Annotated in this window: 14 protein-coding genes and 2 pseudogenes; 4 read left to right on the top strand and 12 right to left on the bottom strand. The window is 68.8% G+C overall.

Annotated features, from left to right (window positions below):
* Window positions 1-148: 148 nt before the first annotated feature.
* The 6 genes from HD593_RS29970 to HD593_RS29945 form a co-directional block, all read right to left on the bottom strand.
* Complete coding sequence (locus HD593_RS29970; RefSeq protein WP_246546783.1) at window positions 149-1009, bottom strand: CPBP family intramembrane glutamic endopeptidase; 861 nt, start codon at window positions 1007-1009, stop codon at window positions 149-151.
* 363 nt (window positions 1010-1372) lie between these two features.
* The gene (locus tag HD593_RS29965; protein WP_185105356.1) at window positions 1373-2170 is read right to left on the bottom strand and encodes an ABC transporter permease; all 798 of its coding nucleotides are present in this window, start codon (window positions 2168-2170) and stop codon (window positions 1373-1375) included.
* A complete protein-coding gene (locus tag HD593_RS29960) occupies window positions 2167-3060 on the bottom strand; it encodes an ABC transporter ATP-binding protein (protein ID WP_185105355.1) in 894 nt (297 codons plus the stop codon). The genes HD593_RS29965 and HD593_RS29960 overlap by 4 nt, the downstream gene beginning before the upstream one ends.
* Window positions 3057-3419 (bottom strand): hypothetical protein, encoded by a 363-nt coding sequence (locus tag HD593_RS29955; RefSeq protein WP_185105354.1) that lies wholly within the window; start codon window positions 3417-3419, stop codon window positions 3057-3059. Before HD593_RS29955 ends, HD593_RS29960 begins: the two co-directional genes overlap by 4 nt.
* 3 nt (window positions 3420-3422) lie before the next feature.
* A complete protein-coding gene (locus tag HD593_RS29950; protein ID WP_185105353.1) occupies window positions 3423-3965 on the bottom strand; it encodes a helix-turn-helix domain-containing protein in 543 nt (180 codons plus the stop codon).
* A 58-nt stretch (window positions 3966-4023) separates the two neighbouring features.
* Entirely contained in the window at window positions 4024-4371 is a 348-nt protein-coding gene (locus HD593_RS29945) for a helix-turn-helix domain-containing protein (RefSeq protein ID WP_246546781.1), read from the bottom strand.
* 362 nt (window positions 4372-4733) lie between these two features.
* Between HD593_RS29945 and HD593_RS29940 the strand changes: the two genes are divergently transcribed.
* On the top strand, window positions 4734-5948 hold the full coding sequence (locus HD593_RS29940) for a recombinase family protein (protein WP_246546779.1): 1215 nt from the start codon (window positions 4734-4736) through the stop codon (window positions 5946-5948).
* 624 nt (window positions 5949-6572) lie between these two features.
* Here HD593_RS29940 and HD593_RS29935 read toward each other — a convergent pair.
* The 3 genes from HD593_RS29935 to HD593_RS29925 form a co-directional block, all read right to left on the bottom strand.
* Window positions 6573-6959: a DoxX family protein gene (locus tag HD593_RS29935; protein ID WP_185105352.1), complete on the bottom strand. Its 387-nt coding sequence runs from the start codon at window positions 6957-6959 to the stop codon at window positions 6573-6575.
* A 104-nt stretch (window positions 6960-7063) separates the two neighbouring features.
* Window positions 7064-7537 (bottom strand): carboxymuconolactone decarboxylase family protein, encoded by a 474-nt coding sequence (locus HD593_RS29930; protein WP_132597164.1) that lies wholly within the window; start codon window positions 7535-7537, stop codon window positions 7064-7066.
* A gap of 85 nt (window positions 7538-7622) precedes the next feature.
* Window positions 7623-8504: a sigma-70 family RNA polymerase sigma factor gene (locus tag HD593_RS29925; RefSeq protein ID WP_185105351.1), complete on the bottom strand. Its 882-nt coding sequence runs from the start codon at window positions 8502-8504 to the stop codon at window positions 7623-7625.
* Window positions 8505-8711: 207 nt separating this feature from the next.
* Here HD593_RS29925 and HD593_RS29920 point away from each other — a divergent pair, with 207 nt between their 5' ends.
* A complete protein-coding gene (locus tag HD593_RS29920; RefSeq protein WP_185105350.1) occupies window positions 8712-9617 on the top strand; it encodes an NAD(P)H-binding protein in 906 nt (301 codons plus the stop codon).
* Window positions 9618-9860: 243 nt separating this feature from the next.
* Here the strand turns inward: HD593_RS29920 and HD593_RS63625 are convergent.
* Together HD593_RS63625 and HD593_RS64970 are read right to left on the bottom strand one after the other, a co-directional pair.
* Window positions 9861-10553, bottom strand: a pseudogene (locus tag HD593_RS63625) (Tn3 family transposase); the annotation flags it as partial.
* Between the two features lie 73 nt (window positions 10554-10626).
* Window positions 10627-11171: pseudogene (locus tag HD593_RS64970) on the bottom strand (Tn3 family transposase); the annotation flags it as partial.
* 1250 nt (window positions 11172-12421) lie between these two features.
* Here HD593_RS64970 and HD593_RS29910 point away from each other — a divergent pair.
* A complete protein-coding gene (locus HD593_RS29910) occupies window positions 12422-13945 on the top strand; it encodes a hypothetical protein (RefSeq protein WP_185105349.1) in 1524 nt (507 codons plus the stop codon).
* Here HD593_RS29910 and HD593_RS61955 read toward each other — a convergent pair.
* Window positions 13925-15085: a tyrosine-type recombinase/integrase gene (locus HD593_RS61955; protein WP_312903802.1), complete on the bottom strand. Its 1161-nt coding sequence runs from the start codon at window positions 15083-15085 to the stop codon at window positions 13925-13927. The two genes, HD593_RS29910 and HD593_RS61955, sit on opposite strands and share 21 nt — an antisense overlap.
* Here HD593_RS61955 and HD593_RS65220 point away from each other — a divergent pair.
* Window positions 14987-15295, top strand: a complete 309-nt coding sequence (locus HD593_RS65220) for an aldehyde dehydrogenase family protein (RefSeq protein ID WP_350669281.1) — start codon at window positions 14987-14989, stop codon at window positions 15293-15295. The genes HD593_RS61955 and HD593_RS65220 overlap by 99 nt on opposite strands.
* The last annotated feature ends 190 nt before the right edge of the window (window positions 15296-15485 follow it).

The raw sequence follows: 15485 nt of genomic DNA, 5'->3' as shown, positions 1-15485 counted from the left end.
GCATGACGAACTCCCGATGTAGTCGATAGATTGGTCGTCAACTTACATTGACGACCAAGAGGGCGTCAACTTCTGTTGACCTTCGGCTGGCTGTCGTTCATCAGGACTGACAGGTTCACGAGGAGCGTGCATTTCGCTTCGCTGAGGCTTAGCTGATCGGTGCGGGTCGCCACACTGGAAGGAGCTTGAGCAGGGCGGCCGCTAGCAAGCCGAGGACGGCCCAGCCGACGAGGCCGATAGGGCCGGCGATCGCGAAGTTCGGCGGCGTGGTGGCGTCGCCGAGCATGAGGAACGTTGGAACGGTGGCGTTGAATGCGGCGTGCGCTACGACGGCTGGCCAGATGCTGCCCGTGCGCAACCGCAGCCAGCCCAGGACCAGGCCGAACGTCACGCAGAAGCCAACGAAGACCAGCGCGGCCCAAGCACCCAGGTTCGGATAGTTGTAGCCGAGCAGGGTCAGGGGCGCATGCCACAGCCCCCAGATCAGGCCGGAGATCAGCAGTCCGCGGCTCACCCCCGCCTCGGCGCTGAGCCAGGGCACCAGCCATCCTCGCCAGCCCCACTCCTCGCCGAAAGCGGGGATCATGGTGACTACGGTGCCGAGGGTGAGACCGGTGAGGACCTGGCCGGCCCAGGCGGCGTGCAGGTTGGCTCCCTGCACGCCCATCGTGTCGCGATAGAGGCTGAGGCCGGACAGGTCCAGCGTGACCAGACCGAGTACGACGCCGAGGGCAAGGGTGAGGGCGGCGAACGCGGGCACGCTGAGCCAGGCGACTGCGGCAAGGCCGAACGTGCGGGTCTTGCTCGGGCCGAGTCCGAGACCGGTCTGTGCGACCAGTTCGGCGGGGGCCGCGCGCTTGCGGAGCCACACGGCCAGGACGCCGAGCGTGGGAGTGAACATCATTGCTGCGGCTAGCGGCTGCAGCAGCGGGGAGGCGATGCCGTCACCGAGCCAGAGCGGGACAATGAATAGCCAAGACAAGCCGAAGGCGCCCAGGAGGAACACCATGAAGTCGCCGTATCGAGGGATCATCGCGTTTCCGATCAAAGTTGGGGATTGCGGCCACACGTTGGGCCGATGGGGGTGGGGCGGGAGGGCGCGTGATGGTTGATCATCAGGCCGTCCGCTCGTTGATGGGGGATCGAGCAGCGCGGCGCTACGCTCGGCGTCGTCGGGCTGGCCATCAGCCGGGCGCCCGGGCGGCATGACGACCGGCGCAACGGCGAGGCCGAGGGTGGAGTGACGCAGGGATCTTCGCCGCGGCCGGAGCGGGTCAGGCCAGACACCGGAGCGGGTCGCGGCGGTACCTGGCCGACTAGAAGATGGTTGCTCCTGGAGATCGGGACGGCGATGGAGTCGGCGGAGCTCCCGTCAGGCGAGGTCACGGCGCATGGGCTTGAGCAGCGCGGCCGTGCTCGCCAGCGCGGTGTATCCGAGCAGGATCAGCGTTCCGGCCATCGGAGACAGCAACTGGACGGGTTCGCTGGACAGTTGCTGGGCCAGGGCGTCGGCTACGGCGGTGAAGTCGGTCAGTGCCGCGGTCGCGCCGCCGGGCAGCCAGGGATACAGGTTGCGGACACCAGGGATCATGATGAGCAGCAGCTCCGCGCCGTACAGGTAGCCGATCACCACGCACAACGCTGCGATCTGGTGGCGAATCAGCGCGCCCATGCCCACGCCGAGCACCGTGTAGGCGACCATCGCGACCGCCAGGCGGGCCAGCAGTTCGACGATGGTCCCGGCGGGCAGCCCCAGGCTGACGCCGCGGGTCGCAGCTGCGCCGAACAACGCCACCGCGGCGGTGCCCGACAGGACGATCCCGTAGGCCATGCCCGCCACACCGTAGGTGACAAGCTTGGCGGCCAGCACCCGCCAGCGGTCCGGCGCGAACAGGAACGTGAAGTTGACGGTCCGGTGCCGGTACTCCGAGGTCACGGCCAGGGTGCCGATCGCGGCCGGGATGAAGGCGGTGAAGCCGAGGAAGCCGAGGACGGCCCGTACTCCGGCTTCGGTGTGCAGCCCCGGCATCGGGGGCTCGAAGTTCTCCGGCCCGACGACAGCCAGCAGGCCGATCAGGCCGCCGCCGAGGAGGGCGGCCACGAGCAGAGTGCCCAGCCACATCCGGGTTGCGAACAGTCGACGGAACTCCGCGTGGAGAACGGGCTTCATGCGTCCGTCCGTTCGCCGGTCAGGTCGAGGAAGAGATCCTCCAGGCTGCGGTGTTCGGTGGCCAGGCCGTGGATGCGCAACCCGTGAGCGGTGGCCAGATCGCCGATCTGGGCCGGGTCGAGGCCGCGGACGCGCAGGCCTTGCGGGCCAGTCGCGTCTACTCGCTGCGCCTGGCGTGACAGGATCGGGTGCAGTTCAGTAGCGTCGGGAGTGCGTACCAGGACGTCTTGCGTCGTACCGGACAGCTCGCGAAAAGAGGCGGCGGTCAGCAGCCGTCCCTGTCCAATGACTACCACGTCGTCGGCGATCTGCTGCACCTCGCTGAGCACGTGGCTGGAGACCAGGATCGTGCGGCCCTCATCGGCCAGGTCGCGCAGGAACGAGCGCAGCCATGCCATGCCCTGGGGATCCAGGCCGTTGCTCGGCTCGTCCAGCAGCAGGACGCGGGGGTTCCCCAGCAGGGCGGTGGCCAGGTTGAGCCGCTGCCGCATGCCGGTGGAGAAGCCGCCCGTCCTGCGCCCGGCGGCCCCGGCCAAGCCCAGAAGGCCGAGCAGATCGTCGACCCGGCCGCTGGGGTATCTGCCCATCGCGGCGTAGATGCTCAAGTGGTCCTTGGCTGAGTGCTGCGGGTGGAAGGAGGCGGCGTCGAAGACCGCCCCCACCACGGTGGTGGGGCGCGGGATGTCGCGGTAGCGCCGTCCACCGATCGTCACACTGCCGCAGGTGGGTGCGACGTGGTCGATCATCATACGCATGGTCGTGGTCTTGCCGGCCCCGTTGGGGCCGAGGAAGGCGGTGATCGCTCCCGGTCTGACGGTGAAGCTGAGGTCGTCGACGGCGGTGAGCGAGCCGTACCTCTTGGTCAGGTTGCGGACCTCGATGCCGCTCACGTGGCCACGGCCCTGATGGCCTCGACGAGCCGGTCGGCGTCGGGGGTCGAGATGACGATTTCGTCGAATTCGCCGCCGGAGCTCCTGCGGTCCAGCAGCAGGTGCACTCCGGGCAGGTTGCGGTTGACCGACACCAGCTGCCGCGGGCCGCCGAGGAGGCCCCACACGCCGATCTTGGTGTGGCCCGACACGGTCAGACCCTTTCTCCCGCCGCGTGGAACACGCAGCGGGTGCTCCGTGACGGTCGCCTGTCGTATCGCCGCCACGGGAATCGCGTGCCGGGCGCGGCCGGTGAACAGCCGGTCCCACAGGCCGAACTCGATGGTGATCGAACCGTCAGTGATCATTACTGTTGCCATGGGTCAACCTTTCGTCAAGGGGAGGAGAATCGTCGCCAGCAGGCGGGGCGTGCGATCCTCTCCCGGCTCTTTCGCGAGCAGGGGCCGGATCAGCTCGGCGAACCCCTGTGCGAAGCGGATGAACTCCTCGTCATCCAGGTGCAGCACCAGTTGCTGGTAGCCGACGCCGTCGGCTACCAGGTCGATATGCTCCCTGGCGAGGTAGCGCGAGAACTCCGACAGCAGGCTGCTGATGAACGCGGTGAAATACCGCGCGTGATCTTCCGGGGAGGCCGAGGCAAGCACTTCGGCGGTAGGCGTCACCCCGCCTTCCGGCACCGCGTATACCCGCTCCGTCGCTCCGCCGACCTTGCGTTCCTCCACCACCTCCAGCAGACCCGCCTTGGCCAGCGTGCCGATCTGCCGGTACAGCGTCGCCTGCGGTACGTCGGGCAGCAGGCCGGCCAGATCGGTTGCCGTGCGACGGCCGCCGGCCACGGCGCCCAGGATGCGGATGCGTACGGGATGTAGCGCCAACTCGGCCCAGCGCTCTGTCGAAGACCTCACATCGACATATTATCACTATCGATAATGAGAATGACACTCCGTATGAGACGCGTCGTCGTCAATCACGTGGCCGCGTGCCGTCCGAGAATGAACCCCGCCTGGTCAGTGAAGGAGTCCAGGAACCGGTGCAGGCCCGGCCGGACCCGCTGCACCACGGGCCTGCCGCGGCGGGCCCGGCCGCTGTGCCCATCAGGTCGCTCAGGTGTGCGCGCTCGGCGTCGTCCAGCCACAGCGCCGCGGCGATTGCCTCCAGCACGCCCGGGGACGGGCTGATCGGCCGGCCCTGCTCCAGCTGCGCGTAGTAGTCGGTGCTCACCCCGGCCAGTTGGGCGACCTCCTCACGCCGCAGGCCGGGCACCCGCCGGTAGGCGCCCCGCTCCCGCAACCCGGCCGACTCCGGACTCATCCGGGCCCCGCAGCGGCGCAGAAACTCACTCAACTCCACATTTCGGTCCATAACTCCATGCTGCCCCCGCCCGAGGCGCCTGACCCGCCCGCAACGTAGGACGCTTCGTTCCGGGAGCCATCTGACCAGGAACAACAGGGGACCTCATCGCGCCCCGCCGCCCCGCGAGCGGGTCGTGTAGTGGACTTGGGCCCGACCGGAACACCGGTCGCACACGCCTGCCCCGGCTGCTCGTCCGGGTTCGGCCGCGCTCTGGCTCTCGCCGTCCTCGACCACGGCGATCAGGCTGTCGTCAGCGCCTCGACGGTCTCACAAACGCTCGATTGTCAGAGAAGATCACCAGAAGGCTTCATGGGCCCCTGATGCGCTCGCTAGAGAGGCCGATTTCTTCTCAGAACTCGTTCTCATGCAAGTCGGCGGATCGCCAGATTGTTGGAAATGTTTGTGAGAACATCTGGGGCATGGCCGAGGCCTCGGAACCCCGCGAACACACCGAATCCGCCCCGATGTCCGTCATCGGCGAGGAACGCGCCCGTGACGCCGATGAGGTCGAGCGTCACCCGTGCCCGCGATGCGCCGTCGCGCCCGGTTCGCCGTGCCGAGCGCGTTCCGGCGCGGTGGCCGGCAGCTACCACACCGGCCGCTTCACCAAGGTGCCACGGCTGGCCAAGTTGTTGCGGGTGATCACCCCGACCGACCGGAACCCGGGCCAGCCGTGGCGGCCGGGCACGCCACCGCCCGCCCCGCTCAGTGACGATGGGCCGTCAGCGGACATCCGGATCGGCTACGCCCGCTGCTCCGCCCTCACCCAGGAACTGCAGTCGCAACTGGACGCGCTCGCCGCGCACGGGATTCCGCGCAAGAAGATCTTCGCCGAGAAGATCTCGACCCGGGTGAAAGTCCGTCCGCAGTTCGAGGCGGCGCTCGCGCTGGCCCGGCAGATCAAGGCACACGCCCCGCACTGCCGGGTCATCCTGACCGTGTACGAGATGAAGCGGCTGGGCCGCGACGCCGCCGAGCTGACCGCACTGGCCGACCACCTGACCGCGCACGGCCTGGTGCTGGAGATGCTCGCCGGGCCGCTCGCCGGCATCTACGACCCGTCCGGACCGGGCCGGATGCTCTTCGCCTTCTTCGCCGCGATGGCCGAGACCGAACGCGAAGCCATCCGCGAGGCCACGCTCGAGGGCCTGGACGCCGCCGCCCGCCAGGGCAAGCACGGCGGCCGCCCCGCCGTGATCACCGACGACATGCTGCACACCGTGCTGCGCCGCAAGGCCGCCGGGGAACGCGTCGAGGACATCCGCCAGGACCTCATCATCCCGACCGGGAAACGCAAGGGCCACAACCCGTCCCTGGCCAGCATCTACCGGGCCCTCGCCGAGCACGACAAGACCCAGGCCTACCCCGAAGCCGTCGAGGCGGCCCACGCCGACTTCGCCCTCCTGCACGGCGAAGACATCCCCCGACCCCGCCCGGCCCGCGTCCGACGCCCGGGCCAGACGCTGACAGCGCAGGAGGCCGAACTTCGCCTTCGCCTGCAAAACCAACCCCACCCGGACGCGGAGCTGCGATAACTCACACGATCAGCCCTGGCGCCGTCAGCTGATCAAAGACCGCAAGAGTCGCTCGCGCTGCTGCTCGTTCAGCACGCCAACACGCTGTTCTCCACCACCCCGCAGGTGGCCATCAACGCCGCGACCCTGGCCGGCCCCTACCCAGGAACAGCCCGCAGGACCTGAACCACCCGGGTCCTGCCGACCAGATCCTGCCCGCGGCGCTCGAACACCGCCGCCACACTCACCGCGCCGGAGGCCACCTCCGCCAACAGCGCACGACGCGCCGTACGCGCCTCGGCTGCCCTCGCCAACGCCATCGCGCGCTGCTCCGCCGTCATCGCCGGCAGGGCCATCAGGCACCGCCCGCGGACTCCTGAATGATCGCGCGCATCCGCGCCGTCGTCGTGTCTTCGCTCATGGGAGAACCTTCGTGAAAGCGGAAATGAGTGCGCAGCCCATCGTTGGGTTCTTGAACTCTTCTCGCAGGTCAGAGTGAGATGATCTTTCTCAGGCATGTAATGCATGTTGATTGGCGCGAGGAGCCAGACGCTCCCGTGGGCATTTCGCGATCTCGGGTGCATTGACCCTTTTCGGAAGGGATCGACGGATCGCGGCCCGCATCCCGCCCGGGTGACGGGCCGGTCAGCCGGTGAAGGGTTCCAGTACGAAGCGGCCGATCGCCACGAAGGCGGCCAGGGCAAGGTAGCCCCCGTCCCCCAGCGCGGCTTTGGTCTCGCCACGGCGGATCCGCATGATCACGGCGCCGGTCATGATCAGCGTCAGGCCGCTAGCCGCCAGCGGTACCAGAATCGGCGCGATGCCGAGCAAGGCGGGCAGAATCAGGCCCACGGCACCGAGGACCTCGAGCGCTCCGATGGCCTTAAGGGTGCCGGGCTTGAAGTCGAGGACCCAGCGCGCGGCGTTGGCCATCTGGGCCATCTTCTCCCGTGGCACGAACAGCTTCCCGAAGCCGGAGAACAGGTAGAGGGCGGTCAGCAGGCCGGTGATGATCCACAGTGCGATGTTCATGAGTCTTCTCTTTGGCAGAGTGTCTGGGGTGTCTGGGGGTGGTGGCCGCGGGGCGGACCCGGGGTCCCGGGTCCGCCTGAGAGCCTGAGAGGGGAATGTCCGCGTCAGATGAACTGCTGTCCGGGCTGGTAGTCGCCGCCGGGCGTCCGGGTGATCACGTTCAGTCGGTTGAAGGCGTTGATCGTGCAGATCAGGGCCACCAGAGCCATCATCTGATCCTCGTCGAAGTGCTTGGCCGCGTTCGCCCACGCCTCATCGGTGATGCCGCTGGAGTCGGCGAGGCGGGTGCCCTGATCGGTGAGTTCCAGCGCCGCCCGCTCCGCCTCGGTGTAGACGGTCGTCTCCCGCCATGCCCCGACCAGGTTGATCCGCACCATGCTCTCGCCGGCGGCCGCGGCGTCCTTGGTGTGCATGTCAAGGCAGCCGCCGCAGCCGTTGATCTGGCTGGCGCGGATCTTCACCAGCTCCTGCACCGCCTTCGGCAGTGCCGAGTCGGTGATGACCTTGTTCGACGAGATGATGTACTTGGCCCACTTCGATCCGACCTCGGTGCCCATCCAGTTGATCCGGGTTTCCATCTCAATCTCCTTCGTCTTCGGATACTTGCACCACTACGACGAAGCCCTCCGCCAAGACGTAACAACCCCATGCGACAGGCGTGCGCTACTCGGGTCGCGCGGGCAGATTCATGGCGTCGAGGAGCTTGCGGTCGCTCACGGTCAGGAGCTCGACGATCCGGCCGTCGACCACGGTGCACCCCACCACGCCGAGCACCTTGCCTTTCGCACCCCAGACCACGAACCCAGGCTCGCCGTTGACCAGAACCGCCAGCGCCGAGGTCATCGACCGGATGCCGCGCAGGACCGGACCGGCCACCTCGGCCGCCCCGACCGTGGTCATCACGCCCTGCGGGTGGTACGTGCGCCAGGTCACCTTCGGATCAAGCAGCCGTACGAGCCCTTCGAAGTCCCCCTTCCGAGCCGCGGCAAGAAATGCGTCGACCACGGCGCGCTGCCGCCGCGGCTCCTCCTCCGGCCGCGATGTGCCCTGCACCTTCCGGCGGGCCCGGCTGGTGAGCATCTTGGTCGCGTCGGCGGACCGGCCGATGATCTCGCCGATCTCGGCGAAGGGCACCGCGAACATGTCATGCAGGACGAACGCCAGCCGCTCGGCGGGCGTGAGGGTGTCGAGCACCACCAGCAGTGCCAGCCCGACCGACTCGGCGAGCACCGCGTCCTCCTCGGGCGCCGCCCCGCCGTCCACCGTCACCACCAGCTCGGGCAGCCAGTCTTCGTACGACAGCTCGGCCCGGTTCTTACGGGCGCGCAGCACGTCGATGCAGACCCGGCCGACCACCGTGGTCAGCCAGGCGGCCAGGTTGTCGATCGCGGCCGCGTCCTGCCGCGCCAGCCGGATCCACGCCTCCTGCACCGCGTCCTCGGCGTCCACCCGCGACCCCAGCATCCGGTAGGCGACCGCCACCAGGCGCTCGCGCTGCTGTTGGAAGGCTCCCGCCAGTGCTTCGTGAGGACCTGATCCGGCCACGTCGTTACCTTCCTCGCGCGAATTCCGTCATGGTCATGACGCGACCGAAGGTGCCGAGGTAACCGTTCGGCGTGCGTCCTGATGGGAGACCGCAATGTCACAGGGATCGGGTCGCCGGCGCCTCATGGTCGTCAGGACGCCGCGCAAACGATCCACGCGCCTCGTGGAACTTACCGCTGACCTCGAATCCACCGGACGGCTGGTCGAGTGACGCGATCGTCATCGACCGGCCCCCGGCTCAAAGAAACCAAGAAACTAAAGGAGATCCCCACCATGATCCTGGTAACCGGTGCCACCGGAAACGTCGGTTCCCACGTCGTCCGCCAACTCCTGGAGGAAGGTGAGAAGGTCCGCGTCATGAGCCGCAACCCCAGCGGCCATGCGTTCCCGGACCAGGTCCAGGTCGTGACCGGCGACCTGACCCAGCCGGAAACCCTGTCTGAGGCACTGTCCGGCATCGAGCGGGCCTTCCTGTTCCCCGTTTTCCAGGGGGTCGACGGATTCCTCGACGTGGCCAAGCGAGCCGGCCTGCGGCATGTCGTGATGCTGTCCTCGGTGTCCGTCACGTGGCCCGAGCCCGGCTGGGTCGGCGAGGTGCACCTGCGGCTCGAACGATCCGTCGAAGCGTCCGGGTTGGCGTGGACCTTCGTGCGGCCCGACGGGCTCACGACCAACGACCTGGTCTGGGCACCCCAGATCATCGAGGGCGATGTCGTACGCGGACGCTACGGCGAGGCCGAGACGGCCCCGATCGACCCGCGCGACATCGCCGCGGTCGCCGTCCGCAGCCTCCTCGACGGCCGCGCCGGCGAGGGGTACTCGGTGACCGGACCGCAGTCGCTGACCCAGATCGACCGCGTGCGCGTCATCGCGGAGACCATCGGGCGGCCGTTGCGGTGGGAAGAGCAGTCCGAGGACTGGTTCCGGGACGAGATGGCCCGCGCCGACATGCCTGCCCCGGGGATCGACGATTACGTCAACTTGCTCACCGCGAGAGTCGGCAAGCCCACGGAGGTCCTGCCGACGGTCGAACAGGTCACCGGCAGACCGCCCTTCACCTACGCACAGTGGGTCGCCGACCACGCCGCCGCCTTCGGCGCGGCGTCGGCCTGACGGATAGGCGGCACCTGCCGGCCTCCGCGCACGTCCCGAGGACGAGCTCGACGATGACGACCCCCACCTCCTGCTCGCCTTCGTCCAGCTCGTCGACGACGTGTCGAAGGCCGGGTGCCTGTCCTCGCTCATCCCCACATCCTCTGAAAGACCGGCAGAGGGCCGCAATCGCGCAGCCAGGCCGCCCGCCGCGGACGATTCGCCGGATCCGGCAGGGGTGACAGCCGTCGCAAAGGCAAAGCTCTACACGCCCTCTTCCTCCACCGTGCCCTCGCCGTCGGGCAGGTCGGGGATCTCGCCGAGCTGGCGCAGGCCTTCGGCCGGGGCGGAGGAGGCGATGGCGTAGCGGCCCAGGACGTTGACGTGGGCGTGGCCGAGCGGGCTGAGCCGGGCGGCGTCCTCATCCTTGACCGGCACGCTCTGGGCCCGCAGTTGGTCGACGGCGGCCGACAAATACCTCGAATTCCACAGCGTGACCGCGTTGACGACCAGGCCGAGCGCGGCTAGTCGATCCTCCTGGCCCTCCCGAGAAGCCTTCCGAATCTGCCCGCTCGCGCCGTGGCAGATCTTGCGGGCCAGCCGGTGCCGGGATTCTTGCACGGTGAGCTGTTTGTTCAGCTGCCGCCGGTAGGTGTCGTCGATCGGGTCCAGGATGGACAGCAGATGCAGGGTCTTGTCGATGCGGCCGTATTCGGCGAACGCCTGCCCCAGCGGGGTTGGGCGCCCGTTGCGGGCGAACATGCGCAGCAGGTCGTAGGCGCGGACCTGGTTGGTGACCAGCGATCCGGCGACCCGGGTCATGTCCGACCAATGTGTAGCGATTTTCTGCCGGTTGATCTTGTTGCGGGCGATCGCGTCCAGCGGTCCGTACGTCGGCGTGCTCCCGTCGGGCGGATCGGCGCGCCAGAACCGCTGGTCGCCCAGGTCGGCGAAGCGCGGCGCGAACCCGGTAGCCGAGCATGGAGAAGATCCCGAACACCATGTCCGACTCGGAGGCCTGGTCGGTGGTGACGACCTCGGGCTGGGGTCCGGCGTCGATGTTGATCAGGGTGTCGAGGATGTACAGGGAGTCGCGCGGCGTGCCTGGCACGACCATCTGCCCGATCCCCATCACTTGATCATTGACCGCGTTGAGGAGCGTCAGGCCGCGTTTGTAGCCGAAGTACTTCGGGAGGGCGCGGCGTTGATCGTCTGGACCGGGACGACGAAGCGCAGCCCCTCGAGCGAGGCCAGCAGCCCGCCGCCCCACAGCTTCACGATCGGCACGCCGCGCTGGGCCTTGATGAGAATCGCGTTGGCGGCGGCATGGGTTTCGGCACGCACGTAGTTCTGGTCGACGTGCGAGAGCTGGCCGCGGGTCAGCGCCTCGTCCCCGTCCTTGGTCACCGGGGTGTGGCCGACGTTGCAGGCCTCGCTGATCAGCAGAGCCGCCAGCGATCGCGGCAGGTCGTGCATGCGCGTGGAGATGTCGGCCAGATGCGTGTAGGCGTCCAGGAAACCGGTCCAGGAGTGCACCTCCAGCAGCAGCTCGGGCAGGTCGATGCGCGGCAGCATCGCCTGGCAGGCGCCGCGCAGCCACTTCAGCGACGGCCTCCCGCCGAGCGCGCCGAGCTTTTCCACCGACAACCGGGCGTGCCCGTCGGCCGGGGTGACCACCCGTACCAGGGCGTCGTCACCGGCCTCGGCCAGGCGGCCGGCCATCTGCTTCCACGCCGCGTCCAGCGCCAGCAGCTTGGCGTCCAGGTGCGCCTCGACCGGGTCGGTCAGCGACAGCGAGGCCAGCACGTCCTCGCTGATCGCCTCCCACGCAGCGCCGTCCAGCAGATGGGCGCGCGGGTCGGCCCAGCGCAGCGACGGCGCGGCGAACACGTCCCGCACCTGGAGCGCCCGAAACAGGGCCTCCATTACGCACACCACATAGGCATCACGATCGACCGTCCCCGCCGGCAGGTCGGGGTTGGCGAAGACCGGCCGTTTCCACGCCGCGCTCACCAGCGAGGCGTCGATCTCCTTCGGCAGCAGGGGTTTGCGGGAGACGTGCCGGCGCGCCAGCTCCGGCAGCCTGCGCACCGCGGCCAGCACCTTGCGGCCGCCCGCCGCGGCCCCCAGCGCTTTCTCGCCCAGCAGTTTCAAGAACGGGCGGACGGTGTTGTACTTGTCCACCAGCGCGGCGCGCAGCGCCGCCTCCGCGGCCCCGTCGTCTTCCGGCACGAGCTCTTCGACCGATTCCAGCGCGGCCAGCACCTGTTCCTTGCTCGCGCCGGCCTGCGCGGCGACCACCGTCCACAACGCGGCCACATCCAGATCGGCGTCCACCTCGGCGACCAGGTCCAGCTGCTCCACCAGCACCCGGCCCGCCCGCGACAGCGGCTTGGAGGCCTTCTCCAGCTTCGGCAGCATCGCCAGCCGCTCGCCCGCCGACTTGCGCCGCGCGGGCGAGATCAACCTGCTGGAGATCAGCAGCGCGAACAGATCCAGGGCGTCGTCGATCACCTCGGCCTCCAATGACCGGGTCACCGCGAACATGGTGGCCGTCTTGCGCGGCTTGGACAGCCGGGCCAGCAGCGGCGCCTTGGTAACCGCCCCGTACTTGGCGAGCGTCTTCATCCGCCGGACCGGCACCTTGTCCACCCGCACCCGCCCCAGCCGGAACGCCGCGATGTCGTCCACCCGCTTGAGCGCCTTGGCCATCTCCGTGCCCGACTGCCGCTTGGGCGCCTGCCGCAGCCGCTCCAGCACCGTCGCCCCCGGTAGCAGCACTCGGTGCCGGCGAAGCCATGCCACCGACTGATCGAACAGCGCCGTTGGCCCCGAACTGCGCCGAGGCCGAGCTTTACTACTCCATCGAGGGCATCGTCCAGGACTGGGCCAACGGCATGGCCAACCACGGCGTTCAATTGCGCGCCGCCAACGAGAGCGATGCCACCAACTGGCGCATGTACCGCTCGTCCGAGGCCGGCGACCCCGCCGTCATCCCGAAGCTGATCGTTGACTACACCCCGCCGACCAACCCGGACGGCACCATCCCCGAGAGCGCCGCGACCGGTGTGGCCGCCATCGACGGCGTTCCGGTGCCCGGCGCCGACGTGCTGGCCATGGCCTGGCCGAAGAAGGAGCTTTTGGACGGCCTCCCCGACGGCGCCGACGTGCCCACGCACACCATCGGCGTGGCCAAGGCCGACTCCCGGGGGCGCTTCGTCCTCGCCGTCGACCCCGACGCGCTGCCCGCCGACTACGTGGCCGACGACGGCTCGGTGGACGTGGAACTGGCCATCGCCGATGCCACCCGCGAAGCCCGCTGGCACTACACTGCCACCCGCCCGGCACCGGCCACGGCGGCCGAGACCACTATCGTCACGCCGCTGTGGTCCACGCTCCCGGCCGACGCGGCCGGCACCAGCGGCCCCGCCACTCTCGCGATCGATCCGGGCGCACAAGCCCGCATCGCCGAAACCCGGGCCGACACCCCGGCCGCATGGGTCGATCCAGGGCCGGAAGGCGATGAAATCGATCCCGTCACGGAGATCCAGCCTGACCCCGATCCTGAGACCGTACCGGAGTGGCAGGACACCACCCTCGGCGCGGCGGCCGGCGACCAGGCCGCCGGCGTGGCGGTGGAGCGGCGCGAAAGCCAAGATCGGCCAGAAGTACGGCGTCGATCACCAGGTCGGCATCCGCGGGCCGAACGCCACCTTCAGTACCGGCATCGATCTGGGAGTCCTGAAGGTCAGCGCGCAGTCCGGTTTCAACACCTCATCGTCGATCAGTTGGACGGTCACCAAGAAGTCCTGGTTGTGCGGCAACACGCCCTACGGCTGGGCCGATGCCAACTCCCGCATCGCCGAAGCGCACAAATACTGACCCTCGCAAAGGAGCACCAGATGCGCGCTCTCCTCCGCGTCCTCGTCCGGGTCGCCATCGTCTGGGTCGCCATCGTCTGGGTCGCCATCGCGGCCATGGTGGCCGCGCTCCCGGTGGCGGTCACGTCCGCATGCACGGTCGAGAACACGACTGAGAACACGGCTGAGAGCGCGCGGCTGTCCATCGGGCAGGACCGGGAGACAGGTGAACCGGTCATCATCGTCGCCACCCTGCCCGACACCGTCGCCGATCAGTCCTACTCGTTCGGCAGCTGGGTCATGTGCCTGGACCGGCCAGGCTCGGCCACCCTGGAGAAGGCCGAACTGCTGGGCAAGCAGGGCGGGATCGTCCTGCATGCCTTCTCCACGCGCCCGCAGAGCAGAGAGCATCCCATGCTGGGCAACGCTGAGGCGGCGCTGACGGAACTCGGTTTCCCCGCCCTCGGCTCACCCATCACCAGCGTGTGAGCGAAGCCAGGCGAAGATCCGGATACGGGATGGCCGTACACCGAGCTCGGCCTGCAGTACGCCAAGACGAGCAGGACCACAGCCCGCTCCGAAGGTGTCCGGCTCACCTACGCCTCGGCGGGACAGCGCAGGACCGTCGATTTCTCCCTGGTCGTCGAGCTGTGCGCACCCGATGACAGACGAACACCCGGCTGCCGGGACATGTACAAGAAACTGAAGGCCAGCGGTTGAGCTCCACCGGGCCGCCAGGTGGGCGGCCCGGATTTCGGCGTCGGCGACCTTGTCATCCAGCAGCGCGTACAGCTGGGTGGTCTCGGCCGAGGCGTGGCCGAGGCGGCCGCGGACGGCCTCGATTGAGACGCCGGCGTTGATGAGCTCGGTGGCGTGGGCGTGGCGCAGCTGGTGGATGTCGATCTCGACGCGTGCAGCGACGCAGTAGGTCTGCCAGCGGTGGTGGGCGGCGTCGTACGACAGAGGCCCGCCGCGGCCGTTGATGGAGGCGCGAAACAGCGGCCCGGCGGTGTAGCCGGCGCGGGCCAGGTACAGCTTGAGCAGAGCGACGTGGCCGCGGTCGTCGAGCAGGACGGTGCGCACACCGCCGCCTTTGCCGTGGATGCGGACGTGTTCGTCGTCCAGGTGCAGATCCAGGTCTTCGACGTACAGGCCGCACACCTCCGAGGCGCGGGCGCCGCAGACGTAGGCGGTCTCGAACAGCACCCGGTCCCGCGGCCGGTCCAGCGGCAGGTCCTTGCGCGGCCGCCGCGAGCAGATCGCGGCCAGAACCTTGGCGATGTCGGCAGCCGCGGCCGGGCGGGGCAGCGTCTTGGGCACCTTGATGGTGTCGATGCGGTCCATCGGGTTGGCGTCGAGCAGGTCGTGCCTGACGGCCCAGCGGCAGAAGGAGGCGATCGCGGTGCGCTTGCGGGTGGCGGCCGACAACTGGCCAAGGTCGGCGAGGAAAGCCCGGATGGGCGCGGCGCCCAGCTCGCCGATCTCGCCGTCGCAGTAGGCGGTGAAGCGGAGCCGGTCGCCCCCGTCACCGTGGTCGGCTCCTTCGCCGAAGCCATCGACCTGGCCAACACCACAAGCTTCGGACTCGCGGCGACGGTCTATTCCTCGACCCCCGAGAACCTGCGGCACTGCAGGGAGATCAACGCCGCTCTCGTGTGGATCAACGAGTGGCAGCACGGTGGCGTCAACATGGTCTACGAGCCGTGGGGGGTCAGACATCCCTGGAGCTTCGATGCCAAGCTGCGAGGTGTCGGGATCGGTATGACCAGGCGGTTGTCTGGTCGTAGTGGCTGCGGGTCTTCAGACAGCAGTGAAGGACGCCGACAAGGCGGTTGCTGACTTGTCTGAGCGCTGCGTTGTGCCCGACGTCGCGGGCGCGGAGCTCGTCGTGGTAAGCGCGGACCTCGAGGTCGTGCAGGACGGCGCAGGAAGCTTGGAGGCGAAGGGCGTCGACGAGCCGGTCGTTGTGCCCGAACCGGGCGTGAACGGTGCACATCTTGTCGGATTGGCGGGTGATCGGGGAGGTTCC

Origin of the sequence: Nonomuraea rubra (assembly GCF_014207985.1) — a bacterium.
Classification (GTDB): Bacteria; Actinomycetota; Actinomycetes; order Streptosporangiales; family Streptosporangiaceae; genus Nonomuraea; species Nonomuraea rubra.
Note: the sequence above shows the minus strand (reverse complement) of the source record. Positions and strands in the feature narration are given on the sequence as shown.

Coding starts and splice junctions, on each gene's coding strand:
- HD593_RS29970 (WP_246546783.1), bottom strand. CDS start 1,009: ATGGTGTTCCTCCTGGGCGCCTTCGGCTTGTCTTGGCTATTCATTGTC.
- HD593_RS29955 (WP_185105354.1), bottom strand. CDS start 3,419: ATGGCAACAGTAATGATCACTGACGGTTCGATCACCATCGAGTTCGGC.
- HD593_RS29945 (WP_246546781.1), bottom strand. CDS start 4,371: ATGAGTCCGGAGTCGGCCGGGTTGCGGGAGCGGGGCGCCTACCGGCGG.
- HD593_RS29940 (WP_246546779.1), top strand. CDS start 4,734: ATGCGCTCGCTAGAGAGGCCGATTTCTTCTCAGAACTCGTTCTCATGC.
- HD593_RS29935 (WP_185105352.1), bottom strand. CDS start 6,959: ATGAACATCGCACTGTGGATCATCACCGGCCTGCTGACCGCCCTCTAC.
- HD593_RS29930 (WP_132597164.1), bottom strand. CDS start 7,537: ATGGAAACCCGGATCAACTGGATGGGCACCGAGGTCGGATCGAAGTGG.
- HD593_RS29965 (WP_185105356.1), bottom strand. CDS start 2,170: ATGAAGCCCGTTCTCCACGCGGAGTTCCGTCGACTGTTCGCAACCCGG.